A 12,866-nucleotide genomic window follows, 5' to 3' on the forward strand; every position below is an offset into this window, starting at 1 on the left:
GGCTGGCACCATTTTCGTGCATCACGTCACACATGAATAACAATTCGTTAAAAACAAATGGGTAGAGTTCTACCCATTTCCAAATCTCAACCTCACATTTTCTTATTTCGCCTACGATTCAGGCCAAATTGCCCTTCGCATTCGCAGTAACATTTAATCAATAAATAACTACAAGTCAGTTACCTTGCCATAAAAAACCGACAAAAAGGCAATGCAAAAGGAGCACACCCATGACCGCACTCGCTGTGACACTGAAGAATTGGTTCTTCACTCGCAACAGCATGATTTTGAATGCCAACATTCTGCTGTTCATTATCTTGTTTAATACCCTACCCTTTGAACCACAAGTCGTAACCGGCATCAGCATCTTAGTTTTTGTTGCGATTCTTTGGTTAACAGAAGCGATTCACGTCAGCATTACTGCTTTGCTGATCCCGATGCTTGCCGTCTTCTTGGGCGTATTTAACACCCAAGCTGCACTGAATAACTTCTCGAACTCAATAATTTTCTTGTTCTTGGGTGGCTTTGCTCTCGCCGCTGCGTTGCACAAGCAGAAACTTGACCAAGCACTTGCCGACAAAGTGTTGCTGATTGCTCGTGGTCGAATGTCTGTCGCGGTATTTATGCTGTTCGGTGTGAGCGCAGGTCTTTCAATGTGGATTTCCAACACAGCAACAGCCGCAATGATGCTTCCTTTGGTATTAGGCGTCATGACGAAACTGGACGCGAAGAAAAACCACAACACTTTCTTGTTCGTTCTTCTCGGTATTGCTTACAGCGCTTCTATCGGCGGTATTGCTACGCTAGTTGGTAGCCCACCAAACGCAATTGCTGCGGCCGAAGTAGGTTTGAACTTCACGGAATGGATGAAGCTAGGTCTGCCAATCTCTTTGATTTTGATGCCAATTGCGATTTTGGTTCTGTACACCATGACCAAGCCAGATTTGAGCCACAAGTTTGAACTTGACCACAAACCTGTTGAGTGGACGAACGGCAAAATGGTCACACTGGCAATCTTCTTACTTACCGTCACTTTGTGGATTTTCAGCAAGCCGATCAACACCATGCTTGGCGGCTTTGCAAAATTCGACACCTTGGTCGCGATTGGTGCCATCTTGCTGCTAGGCGCATCTCGAGCAGTCGAATGGAAGGACATTGAAAAGACAACAGACTGGGGTGTTCTGATCCTGTTCGGCGGCGGTATCTGCTTGAGTAACGTTCTAAAAGCGACAGGCACCAGCGTTTTCCTAGCGCACAGCCTAACTGGCTTCCTTGAGCAAGCAGGTGTATTACTCACTATCCTTTCTGTGGTTGCCTTTGTCGTCTTCTTGACTGAGTTTGCAAGTAACACAGCAAGTGCTGCGCTACTGGTCCCAGTGTTCGCGACCATTGCCGAAGCACTTGGTCTATCACCAGTGATTCTGTCAGCGCTTATCGCGGTAGCCGCATCTTGTGCCTTCATGTTGCCAGTTGCAACGCCACCAAATGCAATTGTGTTCGGTACGGGTCACATCAAGCAAAAAGAAATGATGAGAATCGGCTTCGTACTAAACATTGCTTGTATCGGTGCACTGACACTGTTCGCTTGGTTGTTCTGGTAAAGAAACACTGACTCGATTAGCACTACACTGCTGTTCACGGTGATCGAATTGATAGCCCAAACTTCCCCTAAAGTGGTGTTCAGCAGTTTCCCTCTTGGTGGCCAGTTGGCCACCTTTTTTTATTCTTTCTTACCTCGTATTGGCAGATTCACTTTGTATTCTTCCCTCTAAAGGGGGAATTCCTAGTGTTCAATCAACCTTTACTCTTAAAGCCTGAACAAACTCTCATACCAGCTTCAATGAACAATCGAACTCAATAGCCTACCAACACAAACTGTAGACACACAAAAGCCGTCATACTTTGCTTTCATAAGCTCAGTACAACGGCGCGTTTAAACGAAAAGTGTGAATCGCTAGAACGTCATGCTATCTATTTATGCCTCATTCTTTTTGCAACTCAACAATCCGTAGTTCACCTCAACGCGGTTTCGACCATTACGCTTAGCGAGATACAATACTTCATCGGCTCTTGCCATGGTCTCGGTTACGCGCTCATTTTGCATTTGGGCCACACCAATACTGCAAGTAAGCGCCTCACCATGAACCCACAAGTGGTTTGCGACATTCTTGCGTATCATCTCGGCCTTTTTCACTGCTTGTTCGATATTGGTATCTGGACAGAAAACCACAAACTCTTCACCACCCCAACGAACCAAACGGTCATCAGGTGCAATAGAACTGGCAACGACCATGACGAACTCACGCAGAATATCATCCCCCATTTGATGCCCGAACTTATCGTTAATCTTCTTAAAGTTATCTAAATCCATATAAAGGATGCTCAATGTAGAGTGCCCCCAACGTACTTGGCGTGCTTGCTGTTCTAACCAAGTTTGTACAGCATGACGGTTCATCGCTCCGGTTAGCGCATCTCGGTGCGCCAACTCGGCAAATTCGTAATTCTGCGCGCGCAAAGTGCCATTCACTTTTTCTAGATGACGATGACGACGCTTCGCTTTTTCATACGCCGCTCTGTTTTTCCGTAGTTCATGCAGAGAGAAAGCCAGCCCTAAAGCCATCCAAGAAAACAATAGAGCAAACAACAACGTCTCTTGTGCAAGATAGGCACCTTCAAATTCGATCTTATCAATCACAATTTTGTGCTGACCAAGCGCAGCACCTGAACCAGTGGCAATATCAATACGCGTAATGTTCGAAAACTCTGGCGCAGAATGTTCAATATCGACCTTGTTATCCGCAAGCCACCACGTCATTACCTGTAAGTTCTTAATCGGAATCTCGATGGTTTCACTAAAATTCGATGGAGAAAACTGCATGCCATTGTATTTGATGGTGTATTCATCATCCGGTTTCGAGTATTCCGGATTGTAGTTTCTCAGATAAAGACGCAAGTCATGGCTTGGGTTTTGCCCATTGCCCGCCTCTTCATAATGAAGCTTTAATCGGATGGTATGGTAATTAGAAAGATCGATGCCATGCGTTGGCTGCGCTACATCGGTATAAACCGAGATACCGCAATACGGCCAAGCATAACTGCTTTTTTTCAGCTCACAATTGAGTACCAAGCTTTGCGCATCATAGGTGATATCGGCCGTACTTAGCCCACCTTCGCTCGCATCTTTTGTCGCATAAATATTGAATTGTTCAGGTGTGATGACGAGCTTACGCGTGTCACCTAACACACTGTACAGAGCAACTAAACTGATCGTACAAATCGAAAGAGCGAAGATTAATTTGTGTATCCACTTCATAGGCAAGTGACCTGCTTAACTTATATACAACACAGTGTACTCAATGATATTTTGAACTTCAAATAAAGTCATTTATCAAGAAACAAAATTACTTTTGGCTTGAGTTCTTATTTCCGATACATGGTAACGTGTTTTGAACCGTTATCACGGTTTAAAATCGTCCAATTTGATGACTTACTTGTTATTTGCGAAGCAATTCACAACCACTCAAGCGAGGCACCATCAAGCTTTGCGACGAGAAACAATGGCCATTCATTGTGGAAACATTGCCAGTTATTAACCCTGTCAACCCTGCATCTTGAGCGCACTTCGTTATATACTGTCGAAAAACACAATAACGAGTAATGTCATGTCATTAATTGCTACTGGTACGCTAAACAAAATGCGTGCTTCTCTCGATGGTGCCGTCAGCTATCGTCTTCCCGTGGGTGATGAAGAAGTCGATCTGTCACCGTTTCTCGGTAAAACACTCACGTTGACGCATACTGGCAATATTTTTTGTTGCTCATGTGGTAAGAAAACCAAGAAGAGCTATTCTCAAGGTCACTGTTTCGTGTGTATGAAGAAGCTTGCGAGCTGCGATATGTGCATCATGAAGCCAGAGACTTGCCACTACGACCAAGGCACATGCCGCGAACCGCAGTGGGGAGAAGAAAACTGTATGGTGGATCACTTCGTGTATCTATCAAATACATCAAGCTTGAAAGTGGGCATCACTCGCCACACTCAAATTCCAACACGTTGGATTGATCAAGGTGCAACTCAGGGTCTGCCAATTTTCAAAGTCAAAACGCGTCATATTTCAGGCTTGATTGAAGTGGAACTGGCAAAGCATATTGCAGACAAAACAAACTGGCGCACTTTGCTTAAAGGCGATGGTGAACCGATTGAGTTACAAGATCGTTTTGCTGAACTGCTCCCTCTTGTGCAAGACAAGATTGCTGAAATCAAACAGCAATTTGGTGAAGATGCCATCGAGGTGCTGAGCGAAACCACTACCGATCTTAGCTACCCCGTTCAGCAACACCCAACGAAAATCACCTCTCATAACTTCGACAAAAACCCGGTTGTGACTGGTATTTTGCAAGGCATCAAAGGTCAGTATCTGATTTTTGATACCGGTGTGATTAACGTCCGCAAATTTACATCTTACGAAGTTGAAGTAAGCGCGTAGATACGTCTGCTTTACTATACAAACTTCCTAGATAGAAAAAGCTCGAGCACTGGCTCGAGCTTTTGTTTTTCTTCGTTCAGAGCGATGAGAGATTAAGCATCAAGGATGCTTTCTAGCACATCAAACAACATATCCACTTCTTCAATAGTGTTGTAATGCATACAACCAATTCGTACGACCCCACCTGATTCTTCAATGCCAAGCTGACGAACCAAACCAAGTGCATAAAAGTGGCCATTCCAAACACAGATATTGTGCTCACCTAAGGTCTTAGCGATAAACTCTGGTGAATACTTGTCAAATGTTAGGGCAAACGTCGGCGTACGTTGCTGACAATCTTCGCTCTCAATGCCATACAGTTTCACACCTTCTAGCGCGTCGAGTCGTTGCAAAAAACGCTCACTTAAACGCTGTTCGTGTTGATTGTAAAGCGCGTAACTTTGTTCTAATCGCTGACGAAGTGGTAAGTCGTTGTCGCCAAACTGAGCCAAATATTCCACTGCGGCCGTAACACCAGCAAGGCCTTCGAAGCTTTGTGTACCCGTTTCAAAACGACCCGGACCAATATTCGTAGCCGGTTCTACTTTATAAGGACGAAGGCTGTGCAACCATTGGTCGGCCACGTAAGCGATACCGACATGCGGTCCAAAGAACTTATAAGCTGAACACGCTAAGAAATCACAGCCCAGCGCTTGTACATCGACTAAGTGGTGAGGAGCATAATGCACTGCATCGACATAAACTTGAGCACCAACACCGTGCGCCATGTCAACTACGCGCTGAATATCGACTATCGATCCCGTGGTGTTTGACGCATATGTCACGGCAACCAAACGTGTTTTTTCTGAAAGCAGGCTTTGTAAGTGCTCAAGATCTAAAGTGCAGTCCGCTTCATTGATTCGAACTTGGTGAACCTTAGCTCCTTTGTCTTCTGCTGCTTGTTGCCAGCTTGAAACGTTCGAGTAATGGTCAAGCGCTGAGACAATGATCTCATCCCCTTCTTGCCAATCACGACTGATTGCACGGCTTAACTGGAACGTCAGTGATGTCATGTTCGCGCCAAAGACAATATTACCAGACGAAGGGGCATTCAATAGCGCTTGTGCCGACTCGCGCGCACTCTGCATGACATCGACTGTAGCTTGGCTAGAGAAGTAATGCCCACCCAAGTTGGAATTAAAACGCCCAAGGTAGCCGACCATTGAATCAAGCACAGATTGAGGAACTTGCGAGCCGCCAGGCCCATCAAAAAACGTAACTGGTTTGTCATTATGATACTGAGCCAGCGCGGGAAACTGTTCTCTGATTTGATTAAGATTGAAGTTCATTACGTTTGTCCGTTGCGGTTAATACAAAGACATCCATGTGGCCTGCTTGGTCATCAATCACAGAACGAATTGGACAGGCGTTATGCCAAAGTTTGCTGTCAGCCAACATCGCCACTTCCCCGTTTTCTAATACTTTGCGGAAAAATGGGGCTTGGTTATGGCTACTGTATAGCATGATGTCACCACCAATGATGTTGTGACGACCAACACCAACCATCGCGATATGATCAAAACCGTCTTGGTGCACACCTTCTGGCGCGACCTGCGTTTCGCTATCTAATGCAGTGATTCGAATCTGGTGAATTTCGATTTCTTGACCATTTGGAAGGTGGTTTGCGCTCACGAATAGCGCACACATTTCGCGAAAGCCTTCACTTGCTAAAATGTCTTTCTCGATAGGTTCAAATTGACGAATGACATCACCCTGAAATCGGTTGATATCTGAAGACTGTACAAAGCTGTTCTTGTTCAAATCTATCACTTGTCCATCTTCAAAACTCACGACTGAGTAGCGTCGTAATCGATATTGCCCATCAGCGTGCTCAGTATGAGGTAACGCTTCAAATGAAGGCGAAAGTTGCTCAATTGCTGCCATGCTGAGCTGAGTTAAATGTAGAGTGTTCTCACGCGAATGTAACATCATTGACTCCTTTAATGAGGTACATTTAATTAACATTTAATTTACAACATAGATTACGCAAATATTCTGCAATTGCCAGCTTTTAACGTTGATAGCTTCAACATAAATAAAAAAACGAGATGAAAACCCATAAACAAAAGCTAAATTAGGTATATGTTTCAGATTAAAGCTTACGCAACATTTGAAACTAGATTTCTCTACTGCAAATAGAATTTTATGCTGGATTGAGACAATTTCTATCACGCGATAGTGAGTTCTAATCTATAACCATTTATTCGATCTCAATCGCCGTTTATGCTTTTAAAGCTATAAGAATTTCCATACAATCGAGAGAAATGTTCAGCCCTCTTTGGAGCCACAATGAGCGACGTAAAACACTGTAAACTATTAATTCTTGGTTCTGGTCCAGCAGGTTACACCGCGGCAGTATACGCAGCGCGCGCGAATCTAAACCCTGTGCTTGTGACGGGAATGCAACAAGGTGGTCAGCTAACCACTACAACAGAAGTAGAAAACTGGCCAGGTGATGCAGAAGGCCTAACAGGCCCAGCATTAATGGAACGCATGAAAGAACATGCGGAACGTTTCGAAACAGAAATCGTATTCGATCACATCAACGAAGTTGAACTGTCTCAACGTCCATTCCGTTTAAAAGGTGATTCTGGTGAGTACACCTGTGATGCTTTGATCATTTCAACAGGTGCATCAGCTAAATACCTAGGTCTGGAATCAGAAGAAGCGTTCAAAGGTCGCGGCGTATCGGCATGTGCTACGTGTGACGGTTTCTTCTACCGCAACCAAAAAGTAGCGGTTGTCGGCGGTGGTAACACAGCGGTTGAAGAAGCGCTGTACCTATCTAACATCGTATCTGAAGTTCACCTGATCCACCGTCGTGATTCATTCCGTGCTGAGAAGATCCTCATTAATCGTCTTATGGACAAAGTGGAAAATGGCAACATCATTCTTCACACCGATCGCACACTAGATGAAGTTCTGGGCGACGATATGGGTGTAACTGGTGTTCGCATTAAAGATGTAAACACAGGCACAACTGAAGATCTTGAAGTGATGGGCTCGTTTATCGCAATCGGCCACCAGCCAAACACCCAGATCTTTGAAGGCCAGCTAGAAATGAAAGATGGCTACATCGTTGTGAAGTCGGGTCTAGAAGGCAACGCGACGCAAACCAGCATTGAAGGTGTATTTGCAGCTGGTGACGTAATGGATCACAACTATCGTCAAGCAATCACATCAGCAGGTACAGGCTGTATGGCTGCTCTGGATGCGGAACGCTTCCTAGACGCACTTAGTGACAAATAACTTTTCACATTTGTGTCATATCCTTAAAGCCCAGCGGTATTCCCGCTGGGTTTTCTTTTGTATACTACCGCCTCATTAAAACAATTATCATTAAGCCTTCACGATGGATAAGAAAAAGCAAAGCAGCTTGAATAAGTGGCTTAAGCAACAGAGCAAGTTAGCCAAGCGCTGGCTCATGATTGCGATAGGCCTAGGCGTACTTTCAAGCGTGTTTTTATTGGCTCAAGCAGCCCTGCTCGCCTCCATTCTTCACCAATTAATCATCGAACAAGTCGATAAAAGTGAGCTCATTTGGCACTTTGTCGGATTAGTCGGAACCGTCATCGGCCGCGCTGCATGTACGTGGGGCCGCGAAATTGCGGGCTACCGCTGTGGCGAACAAATCCGAGTTTACATTCGACAGCTCATTTTAGACAAAGTCCACAAGCTTGGGCCTGCTTACATTAAAGGCAAACCAGCAGGCAGTTGGGCGACATTGATTCTAGAACAAGTTGAGAACATGCAAGACTTCTTCTCTCGCTACTTACCTCAAATGTCGCTGTCGGTATTAGTTCCTTTCATCATTTTGGTTGTGGTATTCCCAGTTAACTGGGCGGCAGGTTTAATCTTCCTTGTGACGGCCCCGCTAGTGCCTATTTTTATGGCATTAGTTGGTATCAAAGCCGCGGAAGCGAACCGTAAAAACTTCAAAGCAATGCAACGCTTGTCCGGTCACTTCTATGACCGATTGCAAGCGATGACGACCATTCGCCTTTTCGACCGTACAAAGTCAGAAACTGAGACCCTAAAAGGGGCATCAGAGGTATTTCGTACCCGCACGATGGATGTACTAAAAATCGCATTCCTTTCTTCTGCGGTACTGGAGTTCTTCACTTCTATTTCTATCGCTATTACTGCGGTTTACTTCGGCTTCAGTTACATCGGTGAATTGAACTTTGGTTACTACGGTGCTGGCGTCACCTTGTTTGCTGGCCTGTTCATCCTGATTTTAGCTCCTGAGTTTTACCAACCACTTCGAGATCTCGGCACTTTCTATCACGCGAAGCAACAAGCGGTGGGCGCTGCTGAAAGTATTGTCGAGTTTCTTGAACTAGAGGTCGATCAAGTGAAAGATGGAACTCAATCTCTTGAACAGAACACGCAAATTCAAATCGAAGCTCAAAATTTGGTTGTTTTCAGCCCTGAAGGGAAACAATTGGCTGGCCCTCTGTCATTTTCATTGGAAGCCAATCAAAGCACTGCGCTTGTTGGCCCAAGTGGCGCAGGTAAAACCAGTTTGGTTAATACCATTCTTGGCTTTATGCCATACAAGGGCAGTTTAAAAATTAACGGCTGCGAGTTGTCTCAACTTGATCTATCGACTTGGCGCGAAGCTGTCAGCTGGATTGGTCAAAACCCAATGTTATTGCACGGCAGCATTCGTGATAACGTCACGCTTGGTAAACACGATATTCCAGACGCACAAGTGAATACAGTGCTCAACGATTCTTACGCAGCTGAGTTTGTTGAAATGCATGGCCTGGATTACGCAATCTCTGACCGTTCAGGCGGTTTATCTGTAGGACAAGCTCAACGTCTTGCACTTGCGCGAGCAATGCTACAAAACGGCCGTTTCTGGTTGCTTGACGAACCAACAGCAAGCTTAGATGCGCGCAGTGAAAAACTGGTGATGGAGGGAATTAATAAGTATACCCAATCCACCACTAACTTGATGATCACTCACCAACTTGCGCCTTTGCAAAACGTTTCACAAATTCTCGTGATGCAAGATGGTCAAATCGTACAACGTGGCGACTACGCTACCCTAGCCTCACAAGAAGGTTTGTTTAAAGACATGTTAGCTGCCAACCTAGCGCAGCGTGAATCAGACAAGGGGAACCTAGATGCGTGATTTACTCCCTTATCTAAAACTGTATAAAAAACATTGGTTCGGTTTGTCACTGGGTATGCTATTGGCGTTCCTAACACTTGCTGCATCTGTTGGCTTGCTCACTCTGTCTGGTTGGTTTATCTCCGCAGCAGCAGTGGCTGGTTTAACCGTTGCGCGTGAAACCTTCAACTACATGCTGCCAGGTGCTGGCGTGCGCGGTGCCGCAATGGCACGAACAGCTGGCCGTTGGGGTGAGCGCGTTGTAAGCCACAATGCGACATTTAAATTACTGACAGACCTGCGTATCTTCTTCTTCAAGAAACTTGCTCCGCTGATCCCAGGCCGAGTGTCAACAATGCGCGATGCTGACCTGCTGAACCGTCTGGTAGCCGATGTGGACGCAATGGATCACGTTTATCTGCGACTTGTCAGCCCAGTCATTATTGGCATCTTTGGCATTCTGAGTTTAACCGCAGTCTTAGCGTTCTTTGACTGGCATCTTGCGCTACTTTTAGGCTCAATTCTTACGATCATGCTTTTGGTGTGGCCAGTGCTTTTTTACAAACTGGGCAAAAACAATGGTGAGCACTTAACGCATAACAAAGCTCAGCTTCGTGTCGCGACACTCGATTGGCTACAAGGCTATAGCGAGCTGAGTATTTTTGGTGCAGAAGAACGCTACCGTAACCTGATTCTTGAAAAGCAAAAACAACTGCTTTCAAACCAGTTTGTAAACGCTAATCTGACTGGTATGGCGTCAGGACTTCTGATGTTGGTGAACGGCCTGACTTTAGTTGTCATGCTTTGGTTTGCTGCTGATGGTGTTGGTGGTCGGGCACCTGATCCTTGGATCGCCCTATTCGCTTTTGCAACAATGGCAAGTTTTGAAATTTTGATGCCTATTGCGGGTGCGTTCCAATACCTTGGTCAAACGCTGACTTCTGCCCGTCGCTTGAACGAAGTGATTCTTGCTGAGCCTGATGTTGTCTTCCCTGAGCAATCTAAACGCGAAGAAAAGCCACTGGATATCGAGTTCATCAACATTGATTTTGCATACCCTGATGGACAACAGAAAGTGCTGAAAGACCTTTCGCTTTCACTTCCTTTAGGCTCGAAAACCGCAATTGTTGGTCAAACGGGTTCAGGCAAGTCGACTCTGACTCAACTACTTTGTCGCTACTGGGATGTAAACCAAGGTGAGATTCGCATTGGTGGCGCTTCACTAAAAGATTGGTGCGAATCCGATCTGCGCTCAGCGATTACCGTAGTGAGCCAACGAGTAGACGTGTTAAACGGCACACTACGTGACAACTTGTTAATGGCGTCACCAAATGCGACTGATGAGCAACTGGCGGATATCCTAACGAAAGTAGAGCTGGGTGCACTGCTTGAAGAGCCGGGTCTTGATGCTTGGCTGGGTGATGGCGGTCGTCAGCTTTCCGGTGGTGAGAAACGTCGTATTGGTATTGCGCGAGCGTTACTTCGAGATGCTCCGATTTTGCTTCTTGATGAGCCAACCGAAGGCCTCGACAAGCGTACCGAACAAAAAGTCATGGCGCTTTTCAACGAGTATTTTGCCAACAAGACGGTTGTGTTCATCACTCACCGACTCATCGAATTAGAGAACATGGACAACATTTGCCTTATGGAACAGGGCGAGATCATTGAGCAAGGCGACCATCAAACGCTACTCGCTCAACACGGTCGTTACTACCAGTTGCTTCAATCTCTATAAGTAAGACTAAAAAAAGCTCATCTTCGGATGAGCTTTTTCATTGACTAACTCAACAAATTTGAAGAACGCTCTAACGACCAGACTTCGCCAAGTAAGCTGACATTTCGGCTTCTGGCATCATCCCTCCCCCGGTCGCCCAAACTAAGTGTGTGGCATTTTTCAAACGTTCATCCGTAAGCTGTAAACGAGTCTGGTAGTGTAGAGAACCCGATACATGCACCGCGCCCATCATTCCGGCTAATGCAGAGGGCTCCAAATTGATGCCTTCTCGTTCGCTCAACTCTCCTAAAAGCTGATACATACGTTCATCCGTAACGGTATAGTAACCATCAATTAACCGCTCCATGGCTCGCCCAACAAAACCAGAAGGACGACCAACTGCCAAGCCATCTGCCGCGGTGAGATTATCTATACCAATATCTTGCACCGCTATCTCATCATGCAAACCCGTATGTACTCCCAACAACATGCAAGGAGAATGTGTTGGCTCAGCGAAGATGCAATGCACGTGGTCACCAAAGGCCACCTTGAGCCCAAAAGCAACACCACCTGGCCCACCACCAACACCGCATGGTAAATACACAAACAGTGGATGACGTTCATCAACCACAATACCTAAATCATCAAATTGTTGTTTTAAGCGTTCACCTGCAACCGAGTAACCTAGGAACAAGGTTTGTGAGTTTTCATCATCGATAAAAAAGCAGTTGGAATCACTCTCTGCCTGTTTTCGACCTTGCTCAACCGCAACACCATAATCTTGCTCGTACTCAACCACGTTGACACCGTGCGATCGAAGTTTGTTTTTCTTCCACTCTCTCGCATCGGCGGACATATGAACCGATACTGAAAAGCCAAGCTTGGCACTCATCATGCCTATCGACATGCCTAGATTTCCCGTTGAACCAACCGCGATGCTGTATTGTTGGAAAAATTGTCGGAACTCACCACTCAGCAGCTTGCTGTAATCATCACTCTCACTTAACAACCCTGTGGCAATCGCCAGTGTTTCTGCATGAACTAACACTTCATAAATGCCACCACGGGCTTTGATCGAGCCGGATATTGGTAGGTGACTATCAAGCTTGAGCATAAGGCGGCCGAATATTGGGACGTTGTACTGAGTTTCCAAAGCCGCTTTCATCTTTGGAATGTCCACTACAGGCGACTCAATGAGACCAGAAGCGGCTTTGGTTTCAGGAAAAGCTTTCATAAGATAAGGAGCAAAGCGCTTGAGCCTTGCACTCGCGACATGAATATCTTCTGCGTTCAATCCGACGTGCGGCAAACCTTCTTCAAGCGAGGTCACGTTGGGATTAAACCAGCAAACTTCATCTAGGTTGATCAGTTGCTCTACAAGTGGGAATTGTTTTTTAAGCACTTCCACATTCAGCTTGTTCATATCCTCTATCCTGCAATTCGTTCTTTAGAATCTTCCATTCAATTGGTTACGCACATAAACAAAAGCGCCGCAATTGCGACGCTT

Annotated in this window: 9 protein-coding genes; 5 read left to right on the top strand and 4 right to left on the bottom strand. The window is 45.6% G+C overall.

The genetic code is table 11. From position 1 onward, the window contains the following. Positions 1–230: 230 nt before the first annotated feature. Entirely contained in the window at positions 231–1,601 is a 1,371-nt protein-coding gene (locus ACF8OV_RS06335) for a DASS family sodium-coupled anion symporter (RefSeq protein WP_005462594.1), read from the top strand. Positions 1,602–1,975: 374 nt separating this feature from the next. On the opposite strand, the gene ACF8OV_RS06340 is transcribed toward ACF8OV_RS06335, so the two are convergent. Beyond that, positions 1,976–3,313 (bottom strand): diguanylate cyclase, encoded by a 1,338-nt coding sequence (locus ACF8OV_RS06340; RefSeq protein WP_140052000.1) that lies wholly within the window; start codon positions 3,311–3,313, stop codon positions 1,976–1,978. 349 nt (positions 3,314–3,662) lie between these two features. Between ACF8OV_RS06340 and ACF8OV_RS06345 the strand changes: the two genes are divergently transcribed. Next, positions 3,663–4,487 (top strand): DUF2797 domain-containing protein, encoded by an 825-nt coding sequence (locus ACF8OV_RS06345; RefSeq protein WP_025542344.1) that lies wholly within the window; start codon positions 3,663–3,665, stop codon positions 4,485–4,487. Positions 4,488–4,579: 92 nt separating this feature from the next. Here ACF8OV_RS06345 and ACF8OV_RS06350 read toward each other — a convergent pair whose 3' ends face one another. Together ACF8OV_RS06350 and ACF8OV_RS06355 are read right to left on the bottom strand one after the other, a co-directional pair. Continuing rightward, positions 4,580–5,815, bottom strand: a complete 1,236-nt coding sequence (locus ACF8OV_RS06350) for a cysteine desulfurase-like protein (RefSeq protein ID WP_069501603.1) — start codon at positions 5,813–5,815, stop codon at positions 4,580–4,582. After that, positions 5,799–6,455, bottom strand: coding sequence for a 2OG-Fe dioxygenase family protein (locus ACF8OV_RS06355; RefSeq protein ID WP_015296577.1), 657 nt, complete (start codon positions 6,453–6,455; stop codon positions 5,799–5,801). The genes ACF8OV_RS06350 and ACF8OV_RS06355 overlap by 17 nt, the downstream gene beginning before the upstream one ends. A 360-nt stretch (positions 6,456–6,815) precedes the next feature. On the opposite strand from ACF8OV_RS06355, the gene trxB reads away from it, so the two are divergent. From trxB to cydC, 3 genes are all read left to right on the top strand, one after another. Next, positions 6,816–7,775 carry a thioredoxin-disulfide reductase gene (gene trxB / locus ACF8OV_RS06360; protein ID WP_203502736.1) on the top strand — a complete coding sequence of 320 codons (960 nt, stop codon included), beginning with the start codon at positions 6,816–6,818 and terminating at the stop codon, positions 7,773–7,775. Between the two features lie 103 nt (positions 7,776–7,878). Then, complete coding sequence (cydD, locus tag ACF8OV_RS06365) at positions 7,879–9,666, top strand: cysteine/glutathione ABC transporter permease/ATP-binding protein CydD (protein ID WP_140073611.1); 1,788 nt, start codon at positions 7,879–7,881, stop codon at positions 9,664–9,666. Beyond that, on the top strand, positions 9,659–11,380 hold the full coding sequence (cydC, locus tag ACF8OV_RS06370) for a cysteine/glutathione ABC transporter ATP-binding protein/permease CydC (protein ID WP_203502746.1): 1,722 nt from the start codon (positions 9,659–9,661) through the stop codon (positions 11,378–11,380). Before cydD ends, cydC begins: the two co-directional genes overlap by 8 nt. A gap of 70 nt (positions 11,381–11,450) precedes the next feature. Here the strand turns inward: cydC and ACF8OV_RS06375 are convergent, their stop codons facing one another. Next, positions 11,451–12,782 (bottom strand): D-serine ammonia-lyase, encoded by a 1,332-nt coding sequence (locus tag ACF8OV_RS06375; RefSeq protein WP_203502757.1) that lies wholly within the window; start codon positions 12,780–12,782, stop codon positions 11,451–11,453. Positions 12,783–12,866: the final 84 nt, after the last annotated feature.

Origin of the sequence: Vibrio sp. GLN_1, from assembly GCF_043106015.1 — a bacterium.
Classification (GTDB): domain Bacteria; phylum Pseudomonadota; class Gammaproteobacteria; order Enterobacterales; family Vibrionaceae; genus Vibrio; species Vibrio parahaemolyticus.

Excerpts from the sequence above, each read along its gene's own strand:
- ACF8OV_RS06335 (WP_005462594.1), top strand. The coding sequence starts at position 231 with ATGACCGCACTCGCTGTGACACTGAAGAATTGGTTCTTCACTCGCAAC.
- ACF8OV_RS06340 (WP_140052000.1), bottom strand. The coding sequence starts at position 3,313 with ATGAAGTGGATACACAAATTAATCTTCGCTCTTTCGATTTGTACGATC.
- ACF8OV_RS06345 (WP_025542344.1), top strand. The coding sequence starts at position 3,663 with ATGTCATTAATTGCTACTGGTACGCTAAACAAAATGCGTGCTTCTCTC.
- ACF8OV_RS06350 (WP_069501603.1), bottom strand. The coding sequence starts at position 5,815 with ATGAACTTCAATCTTAATCAAATCAGAGAACAGTTTCCCGCGCTGGCT.
- ACF8OV_RS06355 (WP_015296577.1), bottom strand. The coding sequence starts at position 6,455 with ATGTTACATTCGCGTGAGAACACTCTACATTTAACTCAGCTCAGCATG.
- trxB (WP_203502736.1), top strand. The coding sequence starts at position 6,816 with ATGAGCGACGTAAAACACTGTAAACTATTAATTCTTGGTTCTGGTCCA.
- cydD (WP_140073611.1), top strand. The coding sequence starts at position 7,879 with ATGGATAAGAAAAAGCAAAGCAGCTTGAATAAGTGGCTTAAGCAACAG.
- cydC (WP_203502746.1), top strand. The coding sequence starts at position 9,659 with ATGCGTGATTTACTCCCTTATCTAAAACTGTATAAAAAACATTGGTTC.
- ACF8OV_RS06375 (WP_203502757.1), bottom strand. The coding sequence starts at position 12,782 with ATGAACAAGCTGAATGTGGAAGTGCTTAAAAAACAATTCCCACTTGTA.